The organism is Pseudomonas sp. B21-017 (assembly GCF_024749245.1).
Classification (GTDB): domain Bacteria; phylum Pseudomonadota; class Gammaproteobacteria; order Pseudomonadales; family Pseudomonadaceae; genus Aquipseudomonas.
Map to the genome: position 1 here is coordinate 3433986 of NZ_CP087194.1, position 17171 is coordinate 3451156.

Genomic DNA, 17171 nt, shown 5'->3' on the forward strand with positions numbered 1-17171 from the left:
ATGAATTTCTCCCAATTCTTCATTTCACGGCCGATCTTCGCAGCGGTACTGTCGCTGCTGATCCTGATCGCCGGCGCCATCTCGTTGTTCCAGTTGCCGATCAGCGAATACCCGGAAGTGGTGCCACCAACCGTGGTGGTCCGTGCCAACTTCCCCGGCGCCAACCCTAAAGTCATCGGTGAAACTGTGGCTGCTCCTCTGGAGCAAGCCATCACCGGCGTCGAGAACATGCTGTACATGTCCTCGCAATCCACCGCTGACGGCAAGATCACCCTGACCATCACCTTCGCCCTGGGCACCGACCTGGACAACGCGCAGGTGCAGGTGCAGAACCGCGTGACGCGTTCCGAGCCCAAGCTTCCCGAGGAAGTGACGCGCATCGGTATCACCGTCGACAAGGCGTCGCCCGACCTCACCATGGTTGTGCACTTGACCTCGCCGGACAAACGCTACGACATGCTCTACCTGTCCAACTACGCCTTGCTCAACATCAAGGATGAGCTGGCGCGTCTGGGCGGTGTCGGTGATGTGCAGCTGTTCGGCATGGGCGATTACTCGCTGCGGGTGTGGCTCGATCCGAACAAGACCGCTTCGCGCAATCTGACCGCCACCGATGTGGTCACCGCGATTCGTGAACAGAACCGTCAAGTGGCGGCCGGTGCCCTGGGTGCTCCGCCTGCGCCGAATGCCACCGCGTTCCAGCTGTCGGTCAACACCCAAGGCCGTCTGGTGTCCGAGGAAGAGTTCGAGAACATCATCATTCGCTCTGGCGAAAATGGTGAAATCACTCGCCTGAAAGACATTGCTCGCGTCGAGCTTGGCTCCAGCCAATACGCCCTGCGCTCCTTGCTGAACAACCAACCGGCGGTGGCGATCCCGATCTTCCAGCGCCCAGGCTCCAACGCGATCCAGATCTCCAACGACGTTCGGGCGAAAATGGCCGAGCTGAAAAAGAACTTCCCGGAAGGCATGGACTTCAGCATCGTCTATGACCCGACGATCTTCGTGCGCGGTTCCATCGAGGCGGTGGTTCACACCCTCTTCGAAGCACTGATCCTGGTTGTGCTGGTGGTGATCCTCTTCCTGCAAACCTGGCGCGCCTCGATCATCCCGTTGGTGGCGGTGCCGGTTTCGCTGATCGGTACGTTTGCCGTGATGCACCTGTTCGGCTTCTCGCTGAACGCCCTGTCGCTGTTCGGACTGGTATTGGCCATCGGTATCGTGGTCGACGATGCGATCGTGGTGGTGGAGAACGTCGAGCGAAACATCGGGCTCGGACTCACTCCGGTAGAAGCCACCAAGCGTGCGATGCGTGAAGTGACCGGTCCGATCATCGCGACGGCGCTGGTGCTGTGTGCGGTGTTTATCCCGGCCGCGTTCATCTCCGGCTTGACCGGTCAGTTCTACAAACAGTTCGCCCTGACGATTGCGATTTCGACCGTGATCTCGGCCTTCAACTCGCTGACCTTGTCGCCAGCACTGGCCGCTGTGTTGCTCAAGAGCCATGACGCGCCGAAGGACCGCTTCTCCAAGGTGCTGGACAAGATCTTCGGTGGCTGGTTGTTCCGTCCGTTCAACCGTTTCTTTGACAAGGCCAGCCATGGCTATGTCGGCACCGTGGGCCGGGTTATCCGCAGCAGCGGTATCGCCCTGCTGCTGTACGCCGGCTTGATGGTGCTGACCTTCTTCGGTTTCTCCAACACCCCGACCGGTTTCGTACCTGGCCAGGACAAGCAATACCTGGTGGCCTTCGCGCAACTGCCGGATGCCGCGAGCCTGGACCGTACCGAAGATGTGATCAAGCGCATGTCCGACCTGGCCCTGAAACAGCCTGGCGTGGAAAGCGCGGTGGCCTTCCCTGGCCTATCGATCAACGGTTTTACCAACAGTCCTAACGCCGGCATCGTGTTCGTCACCCTGAAGCCTTTCGACGAGCGTAAAGACCCGAGCATGTCCGCCGGTGCGATTGCCGGTGCGTTGAACGGCCAGTACGCCGGGATTCAGGAAGCCTACATGGCGATCTTCCCGCCACCGCCGGTACAAGGCCTGGGGACCATTGGCGGTTTCCGCCTGCAGATCGAAGACCGGGGCAACCTGGGCTATGACGAGCTGTACAAAGAAACCATGAACATCATCGCCAAGAGCCGCAGCGTGCCGGAACTGGCCGGTCTGTTCACCAGTTACACCGTGAACGTGCCGCAGGTCGATGCCGCCATCGACCGGGAAAAAGCCAAGACCCACGGCGTAGCCGTCAGCGACATCTTCGACACCCTGCAGATTTACCTGGGTTCGCTGTATGCCAACGACTTCAACCGCTTCGGTCGCACCTATCAGGTCAACGTTCAGGCCGAGCAACAGTTCCGCCTCGAATCGGATCAGATCGGTCAGCTGAAAGTGCGTAACAACCGTGGCGAGATGATCCCGCTGGCGACCTTCATCAAGGTCAGCGACACCTCCGGGCCAGACCGCGTGATGCACTACAACGGCTTCATCACCGCTGAAATCAACGGTGCGGCAGCCCCAGGCTACAGCTCCGGCCAGGCCGAGAAAGCCATCGAGAAACTGCTCAAGGATGAACTTCCGAACGGCATGACCTACGAGTGGACCGACCTGACCTACCAGCAGATTTTGTCCGGCAACACTGCGCTGTTCGTGTTCCCGCTCTGCGTACTGCTGGCGTTCCTGGTGCTCGCGGCTCAATACGAAAGCTGGAGCCTGCCACTGGCGGTGATCCTGATCGTACCGATGACCCTGCTGTCGGCCATTACCGGGGTGATTGCCTCGGGCGGCGACAACAACATCTTTACCCAGATCGGCTTGATCGTACTGGTGGGACTTGCGTGTAAGAACGCGATTCTGATCGTCGAGTTTGCCAAGGATAAACAGGAAGAAGGCCTCGGCCCGCTGGCAGCGGTACTGGAAGCTTGCCGTCTGCGTCTGCGGCCGATCCTGATGACCTCCTTCGCGTTCATCATGGGTGTTGTGCCACTGGTTTTCTCCAGCGGTGCTGGTGCCGAAATGCGTCATGCCATGGGTGTGGCGGTGTTCTCCGGGATGCTCGGGGTGACCTTCTTCGGTCTGTTGCTGACGCCGGTGTTCTACGTACTGATTCGCAACTTTGTGGAGCGCGGTGAGCAACGCAAAGCGGCCAAGGCACTGAAATTGGAAAAGCAACTGGAGGCGCAACAATGAGCCTGAAAGCCTTCCTGCCGAGCCTGCTGGTACTGGCGCTGAGCGCCTGTGCCGTCGGCCCGGACTATAAAACCCCAGCCACCGAGGCGGCCAACATCACGGCCGCCAACGATGGCAGCGCCGGTCAGAAGAACTTTGACCGCGCCCGTTTCGAAGGCATCTGGTGGCAGCAATTCGACGATCCGACCCTCAACCAGTTGGTGAAGCAATCCTTGCAGGGCAACCGTGATTTGCGTGTGGCTTTTGCCCGTTGGAAAGCGGCCCGGGCGATTCGCGATGACGCCAGCAATGACGCCATGCCGACCATCACCAGCCGCGCGAGCAGCGATCTGGGCAAAGGGCAGATTCCGGGTCAGACCACCAAACGGGTCAACAGCGAACGCTATGACCTGGGCTTGGACATGGCCTGGGAACTGGACTTGTTCGGTCGCATCCAGCGCAACCTGGAATCCAGCGACGCTGAGCAGCAAGCGGCCGAAGCCGATCTTTACCAACTGCAAGTCACCATGATTGCCGAACTGGTGGACGCCTATGGCCAACTGCGCGGCGCGCAACTGCGAGAAAAAATCGCGCTGGCCAACCTGAACAATCAGCAGGAGTCACGCAAGATCACCGAAAGCCTGCGTGACGCCGGTGTTGGCGATCAGCTGGACGTGGTTCGTGCCGATGCGCGCCTGGCGTCTGTCGAAGCCAGCGTGCCGCAACTGCAAGCCGAACAGGTTCGTCAGCGCAACCGCATCGCCACCCTGCTGGGTGAACGTCCGGACAAACTGACCGTCGACCTGAGTCCAAAAGACTTGCCGGCGATCGCCAAGGCCCTGCCCATCGGTGATCCGGGCGAGCTGTTGCAACGGCGTCCGGACATCCGCAGCGCCGAACGCAAATTGGCGGCTGCCACCGCCCGCATCGGCGTGGCCAAGGCTGATTTGTTCCCTCGGGTGAGCCTCAGCGGTTTTCTTGGCTGGACTGCCGGGCGCGGTTCGCAGATCGGCTCGTCGGCGGCCAATGCCTGGGCACTGGGCCCGAGCATCACCTGGGCGGCGTTCGACCTGGGCAGCGTGCGCGCCCGTTTGCGCGGTGCCGATGCTGAAGCCGAAGGCGCCCTGGCGACCTATGAGCAGCACGTATTGCTGGCACTGGAAGAATCGGAGAACGCCTTCAGTGATTACGGCAAACGCCAGCAGCGCCTGATTTCGCTGATTCGTCAAAGCGAATCAAGCCGCGCCGCTGCGGACCTCGCCGAAATTCGCTACCGCGAAGGCACCGTGGACTTCCTCGTCCTGCTCGATGCTCAGCGTGAGCGTCTGGCAGCCGAAGACACCCAGGCCCAGGCCGAAGTCGATTTGTATCGCGGCATCGTCGCAATCTACAAAGCCCTTGGCGGCGGCTGGCAGCCAGAGACGGTCGCCAGCAAGTAATGCTTTAACGTGCCCCTTTGGTTGGTCGCAACCCAACCAAATTCTTTGCCCCGTGCCTCATTCGGTCACGGGGCTTTTTTTTGTCGGTCTTTAATTCAACGCATATCCCTGTGGGAGCGAGCCTTTGTGGCGAGGGGCTTGCCCCCGTTGGGTCGCGAAGCGGCCCCAATCTACGACTGCTGCGCAGCCGAACGGGGCAAGCCCCCTCGCCACGTAAGCCCGTCCCCATATGGGGTTAGTGGGTTGCCTCGTTACCCCGGTTTTCCATGACAGTGACGGTGGCCGTGGTCCCGGCACGCAGGCTGTTTTTGGCGATATAGTCGGCGTCGATCTGAATCCGCACCGGCACTCGTTGCGCCAGTTTGACCCAGGTATAGCTGGGGTTGATGTTGGCCAGCAGGCGACTGCCGGGGGAGTTCTCACGGTCGGCGATAGCAAAAGCGATGCTTTGTACGGTGCCGCCGAAGGTCTCGCCGCTCATCAACTCGATCCTGACCCGATCACCCTCCTTGATTCGCGGCAGCTTTGTTTCTTCAAAGTAGCCACTGATATAAAACGAATCGCTGTCCACCAGTGCCAACAATGCGCCCCCGGCAGTGGCGTAGTCCCCTTGGCGAGTCAGCAGGTTGGTCACGTAACCGCTGACAGGCGCTACGACTCGTGTGCGCTGCAAGTCCAGTTCGGCCTGGGTCAGAGCGGCGATCGCCAGCTGCACGTTGGCATGTGCCAGGCCCAGATTGGCCTGATTGCGCAAGAGTTCCGCCTGCGCCACAGCGACTTCGGTACTGGACTTTTCCCACTCTTCGCCGGAGATCGCGAAGCGCTGTTTAAGGGTTCGACGGCGCTGCTCTTCGCTTTGACGCTGCCGCAGCAGCGCTTCGCTGGAGACAATCGTCGCTTCGGATTGACCCAGCGTGGCTTTGGCAACTTCCACCGCACGCTTGGCATGCTCCACCGCCAGCGTATAGCGAGCCGGGTCGATCTCCAGCAGCAACTGGCCCTTCTCGACACGCTGGTTGTCTTGAACGCTCAGGCTGACGATCCGCCCCGAGACATCGGCGGACAACGTCACCACATCGGCGCGAACCCGTGCATCGCGCGTCCAGGGCGCGCGGGTGTAATGCTCCCAGGCGAACCAGCCAAGGATGACGGCCAGCACCACCACCGCCAGGGTCGCGAGTCGGGCAAGGATCGTCTTCAAGGCATCAGGCTCCCATCATCAGAATCAACGTTGCGCATACGCAGGCATACAACGCGCCTTCGAACAGGGCTTCATGCCAGACAAATCGCAATACCCCCAGGCGGCGCAAGGTCCAGTCCAACAGCAGAAAAATCGGCAAGGCCAGCAACAGCGCCTGGGCGATTGGCGGCAGATAGACGCCCCCCACTTCCAGATCAATGGGCAAGGGCTGGCACTCCTTCCTTGTCTGCGGGTTGAAAGTATTTGCGATGGCGCTCCAGAAACGACACCACGATCAACAACGCCACGCGCATCCTGAATACCGACCACAGGTGTTCATGTACGTCTAGATGCAAGTCGTCCATTTCATCGCCCAAGACATGCAAGCTTCCGAGCAACTGCACAAGGTCAACCCCGGGTCGCCCGGCGATCAATCGCCCTGTCTCTCGGACTGCCGCCAGCAAACGGTTCTGTTGTTGTGTACTCAACAACGTATTGCTCTGCCCCTGCTGCCTGAGCTGGTTCAAAGCCACCCCCAGCGCCATGCACCCGAGGCTGACTTCGAACAGCTCGCGGGTATGCTTGTCGCTGGTCGCCGGCAATAGTCCCAACATCATGGTCAGGCGATCGACCATACGGCTTTCAAACGCAAATTGCTGTTCATCGGTGGCCGGCGTCTTCAACAAAGCGTAGACCTGCTCGCAGCTTTCATTGAACAGCCGGCGCATTCGTAAATCGGGCCTGAACGGGAAGATCAAGGCGTAAACACTGAGTGCCAGCGCGGCGGCGCTGATATACGCGCCGGCAAATTCAAACCACTGAATGGCAGAGTTTTGGCCGATTCCTGCGTTTTGCGGCCCCAGCAACAACATGGTCGTCAGTCCAAGACCAATGCCTGTGCCAGTGGTTGGCGGACTGGCCAGCCCCACCGCGACCGCGTACAGCAATGGCGCAAACAACAAGGCGAGCAACTCGAAGTCACTGATCATCGGCATCAGCATGAACAGATAGAACGCCGACACCACCAAGGCCAGACCCAGCCCCCTGGCAAAGCTTTGACTGGCCAGCAACGGCCGCGGAAAAGTCGCCATCAGCGAACAGAGAATCCCCACTACAATCATCCCGCCACGGGCCCCATCCCAAGCAGTCTCGATCCAGATCAGCCCCGCCACCAGTAACGCTGTAAATGCCCGGACTGCGTTCATTGCTGCCAACGTGAAGTCCAGATGCAACGGGTTGTCCTGGCCGCGGAACACGCAACTGGCTTCCCGTCCTTCCTGGATCGCGTCGCTCAGTTCCAGAATCTGCCCCAGTTGCTCCAACATCCGTGCCTGCTCCCAGCGCAGTGCCCAGGCCAATGAACGCAGCGTGGCAGGCATCGTCTCGGTGAGTTGTTCGGCCTTGTAGGCCTGGTCATCGAAACGCTGTTGCAGCGTCAAAAAATGATGCCGCGCCTCGGTCGACAATGAGCGACCTTGCACGGCCAGCTCATCAAGGAATGCCAGTTCCTCGCTGCGCAAACGCTGTATCTCTTCCGGCAGCGCGCCTTCCCAACGTTCGGTGAGTAATTGCCGCTGGTGACGCAAAGCCGTCAGCCGCGAAGTCAGCAGCACCAGTTGATTGCCAAGCAATTGCACCAGGCTATTGGCGCTGCGCAACCGTGGTGCATCGAAGTACAAATGTCGACGCAGCCCTTCAAGGGCGCTGATCTCGCCCAACAGTTGCATTTGCCGCTTGTGGAAATCGGCCTCGCTTTCCTCGGTTCGAATCACCGCTGCCGCGTGAGTCGCGAGCAGTTTGATCACTTGATCGATCTTGGCGAAGTAACCCTTGGCCACCGCCTCCGGTCGCGCCGTCAGAAGGCTGACAACGCACACGCAGGCCACCGCCAGCAATGTTTCTGTCACGCGAGTGACTGCCAGCAGGAACGTACCCTCCTGATCGGGTTGCGCCAGCAGTGCCACCACCACCGCCGTGTAACCGCTCAGGACAAACGCTTGGGAACTGGTGTAGCGCAACAAGGTGCCGCCGGCGGTACACAGCGCCAACCACAAGGCCAGGGTGATGATGAAGGGCAGCGGCGCCTGGGGGAAAATGGCCATGATCAACACCGCGACCGCCGCGCCCAACGTGGTGCCGATGATCTGGCCGAAACTTCGGGCCAGGGCCATGCCGCCCAATGGCTGACTGACAATGATCACCGCCATGATCGACCACTTGGGCTGGTCGAGGTCGAACACAAAGGCCAGGTACAGCGTCAGCAGCCCCGCCACGATGGTTCTCAGGGCAAACAGCAGCACCTCGCGTCCGGGGTTGAGAATCGCCTTGAAGTATTGAAGCAGCGGTTGCATGGGAGCGCTCATCGAGTCATCTCCTGCAAGCGTAGTCATTGCTTCCTTGCTTCGACGAGTTTCAATGTCGACAAGACCTGTAGGCCATTTCGCCGATGGACACGCCTGCGTCGATAGAGCCTGTCGATCACTTCGTCAGCCAAAGCGATTGGACAGGATCCCCCCATGCCCCTAGGCTGAAATCGCTGCGAAAGCGTCACTCTCTCTATAAAGCCCCTGCCCATGATTGTGCGTCCCAAGCCGAATCTGCTCGGCATGTTGTTTTCCCTTAAAGGCTCGATTGCCAAGCGCATTGCCTTGCGCAGTCTGTTGGTGACCCTGCTGGCGTCGGTAATCGTGCTGGTGGAGATCTGGCACCCGGCGTATTTCTCCAAGGTCAACGCCACGCCGTTCACCCTGCTGGGTCTGTCGTTGTCGATCTTCATGAGTTTTCGCAACAATGCCTGCTACGACCGCTGGTGGGAGGGCCGCAAGCATCTGGGGCAGTTGATCATCGAAGTGCGATCGTTGATTCGTCAAACCCAGGGGCTGATGGAGGCGGCCGAACGTGAACTTATGCTGCGTGAACTCTGCGGGTTCGCCCATGGCCTGATCGCCCGCCTGCGCGTTGAAAACGAGATGAGCGCCATCAAGCCGTGGACGCAGGATGCCGTGGACGCAGAGCATCCGAACATCACTGACGCGCTCTTGCAGCGGATTGGCGTCCGGTGCTCGGCCCTTGCCGAACGCGGCCAGATCAGCGAATGGCGTTATACCCAACTGGAAACGCGACTGGTCAGCCTCAGTCAGGTCCAGGCCAGTTGCGAACGCATCAAAAGTACGCCGCTGCCCTTCCCCTACACCCTGTTGCTGCACCGCACCATCTACCTGTTCTGCATCTTGTTGCCGTTCGCCATGGCCGAATCTCTTGGCTGGCTGACACCGGTGATTACCGCCATTGTCAGCTACACCTTTTTCGGCCTCGACGAAATTGGCGACGATCTGGAAGACCCGTTCGGCTTCGATGAGAACGATCTGCCGTGCAATGCGATTTTGCGCACGCTGGAGCGCGAAGTGCTGGCAGCGTTGGGGCAAACCGACTTGCCACCGGCCCTTGAGCCCGATGACTACGTGCTGAACTGAGCCAGGGTTTGACTCACAGCCCGGCCTGACCGAAGCTGGTGACCTTGTAAAAGCCTGTCAGCTCCCGGATTCCTGCATGCCTCAGTCCCGCCGCTATCTGCTCATCAGCCTCTGTGCACTGTTTGCCCTCGCCCTTGCCTGGTTTTTTTTGCGCAGCACGACGCCCGTGGTGCCGGAGGCAATTCGACGCGGCTACAGCGAAGCGCTGACCCAGGCACGCATGGGTCAACCGGGGGCGGCGCGGGTTCTTTACCAGCAATTGGGCCGCCCTGACCTGTCCGACAAGCGCCGCGTCTGGCTGCATGCCGAACTGCCCAACTACCCCAGCCCGCAAGCCTTGAAACTGGCGGATGCGGACCTGCAACATCCATCGGCGGAGGTACGCATCGCGGCGATCAAAAGCATCAGCGGTTTAGTGCCCAATGGACAGCGAAGTCTGTTGCTCGGGCCCTTGCTCGATGACAGCGACCCAAGCGTCCGGTTTGCGGCGGTCAACGCCTTGCTGGGGCTGTCTCCGGATGAGCTGGGGTTGTATTTCGGCCCCCTGGAGCAAGCCATTGACGCTTGGGAGCAGGTCCTCAAGCAGCAGCCGGAAAGCGCCGACACCCAGTACCAGCTGGCACGCCTGCATTTGCACAATGCCGAACTGAAGGACGCGCAGCAGGCATTGGAGCGCACGTTGCAACTGGCGCCCGGCAACTTGCCGGCACTGGTGATGCAGATTGACGTGCTGGATCGACTGGGCCAAAGCGATGCCGCCCAGCAATTGTTGGCGAAGCAGTTAAAGGCCCAGCCCGATTCGGCCTACTTGCAACATGCGTTGGGGCTCTGGTTGCTGCATCACGGGCAAAGTGAGTTCGCGTTGCTCGGGCTGTCCAAAGCCGTGGAGCTTGAACCCGACAACAAGGATTACCGCTACGACCTGGCCACCACGTTGCATGGTGAACAAGAGCTGGAGGCCGCGCAGAAACAGCTGCAGGAAATCGTCCAGCGCCACCCGGCCGATCGCAAGGCGCGCGTGCTGTTGATCAACTATTGGAAGGAAAGCGGGCAGTTGCAGAACGTACAGATCCTGTTGGCGCAGCTCGAGCAGCTCAATCCGGATGATCCGGCGTTGCAGCAAGGGCTTTAATCAAGATCAAAAGATCGTCCGAACGCGGCCCGAGCCTTCGGCAGCGCCTACAGGGGGGCCGTACGACACAACCGTCGACGCAGCTTCAGGAGAGCATGTCCTGCATGATCTGTTGCAACACATCCAGATCGAATGGCTTGGCCAGGATCGGTGCCTTGCGGGTGATCGGGCTGTCGGTCTCGCGGATTTCCTGCGGGTAACCGCTGATGAAGATCACCTTGAGTTCCGGTCGCAGCTTCACGGCTGGTTCGGCGATTTGCACGCCAGAAATCCCGCCAGGCAGGCGGAAATCGGTGATCATCATGTCCAGGTTCGGTTTGCTCGCCAGAATCTCAAAGGCCTGCTCACCGTTTTCGGCTTGCAGCACTCGGTAACCTTCACCCGACAAATAAGCGGACAGCACCATCAAAATCGAAGGGTCATCTTCAACGATCAGTACCACGTCTTGTGCATCTTCACTCATGGAAAACCTTTGTTCGGTCAATAGCTGCTGATACGACCATGTGGTCAATCAGAGGTTGCGTTCATCGGGCTGTTTTCCTGCAGCGGCAGACAAACGCGAAACAAGGCGCCTTCGCCAATCCGGCTCTCGACGGTAATGGAGCCACCATGGGCGGCGACAATCTGCTGCGAAATAAACAACCCCAGGCCCAGCCCCGCCACCACGGCCCTGGTGGAAACCCGCTCGAACTGCTGAAAAATGCGCTGTTGATTCTCTACACCGATCCCGATACCGCGATCCTGAACCTCAACCCGCGCTTGCCCGTGGTGATTGTACACGCGAACGTCGATCGCGCTCTTGGCACCATAGCGCAACGCATTAGTCAGCAGATTGCAAATCACTTGTTCGATACGAAACTCGTCCCAGTCGCCCATCACGGGCTGGTCGGCGATCAAGCTGACTGACGACTCTGCGGCCTCAACCTGCGGTGCGAAGTTCTGCAAAAGATTGTGCACCAGTTGCACCAGGTCAAACCGACTGGGGCGGATAGAAAGCTTGCCGGTGCGGATCCGCGACACATCAAGCATGTCTTCGATCAGGCGGATCAAGCTTTTGATCTGCCGTTCGTCGCGCTCGACCATGGCGTGCATTTTGTCCAGGGTGAACGCCGCGGCGTTATCCCGGGCCAGGTGCATTTTGCGCAACTGGGTTTCGAGGATCAGGCCATTGAGCGGTGTACGGACTTCATGCGCAACGATGGACATGAAGTCATCGCGCATGCGCACCGCCTGCTTCAGTTCTTTCTGGGTGTTCTGCAACTGTTCGAGCAACGCCCCCTGTTCGCGGCGACTTTGCTCCAGGGCTTCGACCTGTTGCTTCATCGCCTTGCTCTGGCGATACAGATCGACGAAGACATTGACCTTGCTCTTGACCGCGTGAACATCCAGCGGCTTGTGCAGAAAGTCCACGGCTCCGCTTTCGTAGCCCTTGAATGCGTAGTTCAGATCACGGCCAGCGGCACTGACGAACACAATCGGGATGCTTTTGGTTTTTTCCGTGCCGCGCATCAACTCGGCCAACTCAAAGCCGTTCATGCCGGGCATCTGCACATCGAGAATGGCCAGCGCGAATTCGTGCTGCAACAACAGCGACAGGGCTTCGTCGGCGGACAAGGCCTTGTAGACGATGAGGTCCTGCCGCTTGATCAACGCCTCAAGCGCCAGCAGGTTCTCCGGCAGGTCGTCGACGATCAGCAATTTGGCCTGGATATTACTTAGCATGGGATTTGTTCCCGCTCGACACGAAGACGGCCGAAGCACCGATCACGATAGCTTCTACACAAGGAATACCTGCACGGTTCATGATTTGCGGTAGATCCTTTCTTGTTTGACCAACGGCTCAAACTGATTGCCATAGGCCGAAAAATCCAGGGTTTCCTTGCTGCCCAGTGCCAGAAAGCCCCGATGACACAAAGATTCGTGAAACAAGCCGAACGTTCGATCCTGAAGCTTTTTGTTGAAGTAAATCAGCACATTACGACACGAAATCAATTGAGTTTCGGAGAATACGCTATCAGTGGCCAGGCTGTGATCGGCGAACGTTACGTTGTCGCACAGGCTCTTGTCGAAAATCGCGTAGTCATAAGCCGCCGTGTAGTAATCGGCGAACGAACGCTGACCACCGGCCTGCTGATAATTGTGAGTGTAGGCCCGAACATTCTGCAGGGAGAAAATCCCCTGCCTGGCTTTATCCAGCGAGCGCGGGTTGATGTCAGTGGCATAGATGATAGTGCGCTCCAGCAAGCCTTCTTCGCGCAGCAGGATCGCCATCGAATAGACCTCTTCGCCGGTGCTGCAACCAGCAATCCAGACCTTGATCGACGGATAGGTCTTGAGCAGCGGCACCACTTCCTGACGCAGCGCCAGGAAGTGCGAAGGGTCGCGAAACATTTCGCTGACCGGAATCGTCAGCAATTGCAGCAGCTGCATGAACGCGGTTGGGTCGTGCAGGACCTTCTCTTGCAGCGCCGAGATGGTATTGCACTCGAATTGGCTCAATGCATGGTTGACCCGACGCTTGATCGACGCGCCGGAGTAATCGCGAAAATCGTAGCTGTATTTGAGGTAGATCGCTTCGATCAACAACCTCAGTTCGATTTCGCTGCGCTCCATTAGAGGCGTTCCATCTTCGGTAACCACACACGAATCAGCGAGAACAGGCGATCCAGGTCGATGGGCTTGGCCAGGTAGTCGTTGGAGCCGGCCTGCAAGCAGCGCTCCTGATCGTCCTTCATCGCCTTGGCCGTCACCGCAATGATCGGCAGCTTGCGCCAGCGCGGATCATTGCGGATTTCCAGAGTGGCTTCGAAACCATCCATTTCCGGCATCATCACGTCCATCAGCACCAGGTCGATGTCCTCGACTTCATTTAATCGCTCAATTGCTTCACGACCGTTACGGCCAATCACCACCACCGCACCCTTCTGCTCCAGCGCACTGGTCAGGGCGAAGATATTGCGTACATCGTCATCCACCAGCAGCACTTTGCGCCCCTCGAACACCTTGTCGCGGCTGCGGGCGGTCTTGAGCATAGTCTGGCGTTCATGGGATAAGCGGGATTCGACCTTGTGCAAGAAGAGTGTCACTTCATCCAGCAACCGCTCGGGCGAACGCGCGCCCTTGATGATGATCGAGCGCGAATACTTGCGCAGCTCGGCCTCTTCGTCCCGGGTCAGGTTGCGTCCGGTATAGACGATCACCGGTGGAAACGAGCAGATATCCTCGCAGGACATGCGCTTGAGCAAGTCGTTGCCAAGCATGTCCGGCAGTTTCAGGTCGATGATCATGCAGTCGAAAATCGTCGTGCGCAGCAAATCGAGTGCATCCTGCGCCAGGCCGACGGCAGTGATTTCGATGTCCTCGTCGCCGATCAATCGGGCGATGCTGTCACGCTGCAGATCGTCGTCTTCGACCAGCAATATGCGTTTGACCTTCTGGGTCAGTTTGGCTTCGAGGCGGGCAAACACCTCCTTGAGCTCCTCGCGCGTAGTCGGTTTGACCGCGTAACCGATGGCGCCCATGTGCATGGCGGCCTCGACACGGTCTTCGACCGAGATCACATGCACGGGAATGTGCCGGGTTTCGGCTTGCTCTTTCAGGCGCTGCAACACCGTCAGCCCGGAATGATCCGGCAGGCGCATGTCCAGCAGGATCGCGTCGGGGATGAATTGCCTGGCCAGGTCGTAGCCTTCATCGGCGCCGTAGGCCACCAGGCACTGATAACCGAGTTCATGGGCCAGATCGTAGAGGATGTGCGCAAAGTCCGGCTCATCTTCCACCACCAGGATGCAACGAGTGGCGAACGGCGCCTTGTAGCGATCATCATCGAAACGCGCGACTTCGACCTCGGCAACCAGCGGTACAGGCGCGGTAACCACGATGGCTTGCGGCATGGTCACCGGCGTGGCTTTCATCGTTTCGACAGGCGCATCGCCCGGTTCGATGTAGTGCTGCGGCAACACCAGGGTGAACACACTGCCCTGCCCCGGCGTGCTGGTCAGGCTGACGGAGCCGCCCAGCAAGGTGGCCAGATCACGAGAGATCGACAGGCCCAGGCCGGTTCCGCCGTAACGACGGTTAGTAGTGCCGTCGGCCTGACGGAAGGCTTCAAAAATGCTGTCCTGATGATCCGGCGCAATGCCGATCCCGGTATCACGGACGATAAAGGCGATGCCCTCGCCTGGCTGAGCCGCGACAATCAGGCTGACTGTGCCCTTTTCGGTGAACTTCACCGCGTTGGACAACAGGTTCTTGATCACTTGCTCCAGGCGCTGGCGATCGGTGAACAGCATCAGCGGTGCGTCAGCGCGCAATTCGACTTCAAAATCCAGTTTCTTGTCCGCAGCCAACGGCTCGAACATTCCTCGCAGGCCTTCCACCAGGCGCGCAACGCTGGTGTTCTCCGGACGCACCTCAAGCTTGCCGGCCTCAACCTTGGAAATGTCGAGAATGTCGTTGATCAGGTTGAGCAAGTCGTTGCCGGCGGAATAGATCGACTCGGCGAACTTGACCTGCTCGGCGCTGAGGTTTTCCTGCGGGTTTTCCGCCAGCAATTTCGCCAGAATCAACGAACTGTTCAGCGGCGTGCGCAATTCGTGGGACATGTTGGCAAGGAATTCGGATTTGTATTTGCTGGCACGCTGCAATTCTTCGGCGCGGGCCTCGAGCTCGAGCTGGGCCTGATTCAGCTGGCTGTTCTTCAGGTCCATGGCGTCGCGTTGCTCGGCCAGGATCTGCGCCTGTTCGGCGAGTTGCTCGTTGGTTTGCTCCAGCTCGATCTGCTGGGTTTCCAGGTGAGCCTGGGACTCCTTGAGAACCCGCGACTGCTCTTCCAGCTCTTCGTTGGCGCTCTTGAGCTCTTCTTGCTGAACCTGCAACTCTTCGTTGAGTTGCTGGGTTTCGGCCAGCACTTCCTGTAAGCGCTGGCGATAGCGCGCCGCTTCGATCGAGGTGCCGATGTTGCCGGCAACCAGTTCGAGCAACTCGATGTCACGATCTGTCAGCGGTCGCAGGAAACCGAGTTCGATCACCCCGTTGACGCGATCGTCATCGCTGGTCGGCACCGCCACTACACTGCGTGGTAAACCGTCGCCCAGGCCGGAGCTGACTTTGAAGTAGTCCCCTGGCACCTCATCAAGACGAATCAGACGCGCCTGTTGCGCCACCTGGCCGACAATCCCTTCGCCATTGTAAATCTGCTGCTCAAGTGCTTCCTGTTCCCGGGAGAAACCGTAAGACGCGATGCGCTTCAGGCCACCATGCTCCTCACGGACATAGATCGCCGCGACGGCGCTGCCCAGGTATTGCGCGCAGAACTGCAGGATATTGCGGCCCAACAGATTGAGCGATAACTGCCCCAGGACTTGCTCGGCCAGTTCGGTCTGGCCATTGCGCAACCAGGCCTGCTGTTCCAGACGCCGGGCGCTGGCCTGTTGCGCGGCGAGGTTGACGCTGTAGCTGCGGGACAGGTTGAGTAGATCCCGGCGGCCGACATAGGCCAGCAATCCGCTGATACCGGCTACGAACAACAGATAAAGGGCGATGCTCCAGATTGTGGCGCTTCGCACTTCTTCATTGCGCGTGGCACGCAACTGCTGCTCCATGTCGATCACGTCTTCGAATTGCTTGCGGATCTCATCGGTCAACCGTTTGCCGCGCCCGACCTTGACGACGCTGCGGTAATCACCGCCTGCGCGCTGCAAATCGATTATCGATTGCGCGTAATTGGCCCATTCCGTCTGCAAGGCCTGGAGCCGGTGCAAGCGGTCGGTTTGCACCGAATTGTCCGCGGTCAGTTCGAGCAAGGTATTGAGGGCGGCCACTATTCTTGGCTTGGCCGTCTCATAGGGCTCGAGAAAATGCTCGTCGCCACTGAGCAGGAAACCGCGCATACCGGTTTCCAGATCGACGGTCAGTTTTACGGCTTCATTGGCATTATTGATCACCCGGTCCGAGTGCTGGACCCACTGGATCACCGACAGCAGATAGGTGATCAGCAAGACAAAGAACGCCGCGCTGATGACACCGACACCCAACGGCAGGCTGACGTTGCGGCTCAGGAGTTTACGGAATCGTTGCTCATCAACCGCAGGCGCAGAGGTCATGGGAAGCCTTGTCGAACTGTTGGAAGCCATCGAGTCTGCCCCAAATCGGCCGAGGGGATCCATTTTTCTGACACGTTTTTCGGCAATATCCTGCATTTCACTGCTCCGGCGCAAAGGAGCGGTTATTCTTCGCGGCTCTTGTGCGGCTATTGTTCTTTGTAACGCCTCGGGAACTTGTCGTGATCCGTCACTTACTCATGCAAGAGCCCGGCGATTTCGATCGACGCTATCGTAAATCCAACCTTTGAGAGCCCCACTATGTCCACCAACACATCCACCATCCTGGTCGTCGAAGACGATGCCATCGTGCGCACGCTGATCGTCGATGTGCTGGAGGAACTGGAATACCGGGTACTTGAGGCCGATGGCTGTGAAGAGGCGCTGGATTTCATCAACGATGAGGACCAGCACATCGACCTGCTGATGACCGATGTGGGGCTGCCGGTCATGGACGGCCGGGAATTGGCGAAACAGGCACGCCTGCTGCGCCCCGAGTTGCCGATCCTGTTCGCCAGCGGTTATGCCGAAAGCATCGAGGTGCCTGACGGCATGCATGTGATCGGCAAGCCGTTCTCGATTGATCAACTGCGGGATAAGGTCAAGGACATACTTGAAGTGTAACTAAGCGCTTAAGCCGCACCGAGCACCTGCTCCTGAAAAGAGCGGTGCTTT

General features: G+C 59.0%; 12 protein-coding genes. 5 read left to right on the forward strand and 7 right to left on the reverse strand.

Annotated elements, in window-relative coordinates; all coding sequences use genetic code 11:
• Together LOY28_RS15485 and LOY28_RS15490 are read left to right on the forward strand one after the other, a co-directional pair.
• Entirely contained in the window at nucleotides 1–3192 is a 3192-nt protein-coding gene (locus LOY28_RS15485; protein WP_018926020.1) for an efflux RND transporter permease subunit, read from the forward strand.
• Nucleotides 3189–4610 (forward strand): efflux transporter outer membrane subunit, encoded by a 1422-nt coding sequence (locus tag LOY28_RS15490; RefSeq protein ID WP_018926021.1) that lies wholly within the window; start codon nucleotides 3189–3191, stop codon nucleotides 4608–4610. Before LOY28_RS15485 ends, LOY28_RS15490 begins: the two co-directional genes overlap by 4 nt.
• A gap of 235 nt (nucleotides 4611–4845) precedes the next feature.
• Here the strand turns inward: LOY28_RS15490 and LOY28_RS15495 are convergent, their stop codons facing one another.
• From LOY28_RS15495 to LOY28_RS15505, 3 genes are read right to left on the reverse strand one after another with little or no spacing between them, the layout of a single operon-like run.
• Nucleotides 4846–5811, reverse strand: a complete 966-nt coding sequence (locus LOY28_RS15495) for an HlyD family secretion protein (RefSeq protein ID WP_258612080.1) — start codon at nucleotides 5809–5811, stop codon at nucleotides 4846–4848.
• 4 nt (nucleotides 5812–5815) lie between these two features.
• Nucleotides 5816–6016 carry a DUF1656 domain-containing protein gene (locus tag LOY28_RS15500; protein ID WP_018926023.1) on the reverse strand — a complete coding sequence of 67 codons (201 nt, stop codon included), beginning with the start codon at nucleotides 6014–6016 and terminating at the stop codon, nucleotides 5816–5818.
• Nucleotides 6006–8153: an FUSC family protein gene (locus LOY28_RS15505; protein ID WP_258612081.1), complete on the reverse strand. Its 2148-nt coding sequence runs from the start codon at nucleotides 8151–8153 to the stop codon at nucleotides 6006–6008. Before LOY28_RS15505 ends, LOY28_RS15500 begins: the two co-directional genes overlap by 11 nt.
• 210 nt (nucleotides 8154–8363) lie before the next feature.
• Here LOY28_RS15505 and LOY28_RS15510 point away from each other — a divergent pair, with 210 nt between their 5' ends.
• Both LOY28_RS15510 and LOY28_RS15515 read left to right on the forward strand, forming a co-directional pair.
• Nucleotides 8364–9263: a bestrophin family protein gene (locus tag LOY28_RS15510; protein ID WP_111453630.1), complete on the forward strand. Its 900-nt coding sequence runs from the start codon at nucleotides 8364–8366 to the stop codon at nucleotides 9261–9263.
• 76 nt (nucleotides 9264–9339) lie between these two features.
• The gene (locus tag LOY28_RS15515; RefSeq protein WP_018926026.1) at nucleotides 9340–10395 is read left to right on the forward strand and encodes a tetratricopeptide repeat protein; all 1056 of its coding nucleotides are present in this window, start codon (nucleotides 9340–9342) and stop codon (nucleotides 10393–10395) included.
• 85 nt (nucleotides 10396–10480) lie between these two features.
• Here LOY28_RS15515 and LOY28_RS15520 read toward each other — a convergent pair whose 3' ends face one another.
• The 4 genes from LOY28_RS15520 to LOY28_RS15535 all read right to left on the reverse strand — a co-directional run bounded on the left by LOY28_RS15520 (nucleotide 10481) and on the right by LOY28_RS15535 (nucleotide 16499).
• The gene (locus LOY28_RS15520; protein ID WP_018926027.1) at nucleotides 10481–10858 is read right to left on the reverse strand and encodes a response regulator; all 378 of its coding nucleotides are present in this window, start codon (nucleotides 10856–10858) and stop codon (nucleotides 10481–10483) included.
• A gap of 44 nt (nucleotides 10859–10902) precedes the next feature.
• Nucleotides 10903–12117 carry a hybrid sensor histidine kinase/response regulator gene (locus LOY28_RS15525; RefSeq protein WP_018926028.1) on the reverse strand — a complete coding sequence of 405 codons (1215 nt, stop codon included), beginning with the start codon at nucleotides 12115–12117 and terminating at the stop codon, nucleotides 10903–10905.
• A gap of 78 nt (nucleotides 12118–12195) precedes the next feature.
• The gene (locus LOY28_RS15530; RefSeq protein ID WP_018926029.1) at nucleotides 12196–13008 is read right to left on the reverse strand and encodes a protein-glutamate O-methyltransferase CheR; all 813 of its coding nucleotides are present in this window, start codon (nucleotides 13006–13008) and stop codon (nucleotides 12196–12198) included.
• The gene (locus LOY28_RS15535) at nucleotides 13008–16499 is read right to left on the reverse strand and encodes a response regulator (RefSeq protein ID WP_258612082.1); all 3492 of its coding nucleotides are present in this window, start codon (nucleotides 16497–16499) and stop codon (nucleotides 13008–13010) included. The genes LOY28_RS15530 and LOY28_RS15535 overlap by 1 nt, the downstream gene beginning before the upstream one ends.
• 258 nt (nucleotides 16500–16757) lie before the next feature.
• On the opposite strand from LOY28_RS15535, the gene LOY28_RS15540 reads away from it, so the two are divergent.
• Nucleotides 16758–17120 carry a response regulator gene (locus LOY28_RS15540; protein ID WP_018926031.1) on the forward strand — a complete coding sequence of 121 codons (363 nt, stop codon included), beginning with the start codon at nucleotides 16758–16760 and terminating at the stop codon, nucleotides 17118–17120.
• The last annotated feature ends 51 nt before the right edge of the window (nucleotides 17121–17171 follow it).

Excerpts from the sequence above, each read along its gene's own strand:
- LOY28_RS15515 (WP_018926026.1), top strand. The coding sequence starts at position 9,340 with ATGCCTCAGTCCCGCCGCTATCTGCTCATCAGCCTCTGTGCACTGTTT.
- LOY28_RS15540 (WP_018926031.1), top strand. The coding sequence starts at position 16,758 with ATGTCCACCAACACATCCACCATCCTGGTCGTCGAAGACGATGCCATC.
- LOY28_RS15490 (WP_018926021.1), top strand. The coding sequence starts at position 3,189 with ATGAGCCTGAAAGCCTTCCTGCCGAGCCTGCTGGTACTGGCGCTGAGC.
- LOY28_RS15530 (WP_018926029.1), bottom strand. The coding sequence starts at position 13,008 with ATGGAGCGCAGCGAAATCGAACTGAGGTTGTTGATCGAAGCGATCTAC.
- LOY28_RS15520 (WP_018926027.1), bottom strand. The coding sequence starts at position 10,858 with ATGAGTGAAGATGCACAAGACGTGGTACTGATCGTTGAAGATGACCCT.
- LOY28_RS15510 (WP_111453630.1), top strand. The coding sequence starts at position 8,364 with ATGATTGTGCGTCCCAAGCCGAATCTGCTCGGCATGTTGTTTTCCCTT.
- LOY28_RS15485 (WP_018926020.1), top strand. The coding sequence starts at position 1 with ATGAATTTCTCCCAATTCTTCATTTCACGGCCGATCTTCGCAGCGGTA.
- LOY28_RS15535 (WP_258612082.1), bottom strand. The coding sequence starts at position 16,499 with ATGACCTCTGCGCCTGCGGTTGATGAGCAACGATTCCGTAAACTCCTG.
- LOY28_RS15505 (WP_258612081.1), bottom strand. The coding sequence starts at position 8,153 with ATGAGCGCTCCCATGCAACCGCTGCTTCAATACTTCAAGGCGATTCTC.
- LOY28_RS15525 (WP_018926028.1), bottom strand. The coding sequence starts at position 12,117 with ATGCTAAGTAATATCCAGGCCAAATTGCTGATCGTCGACGACCTGCCG.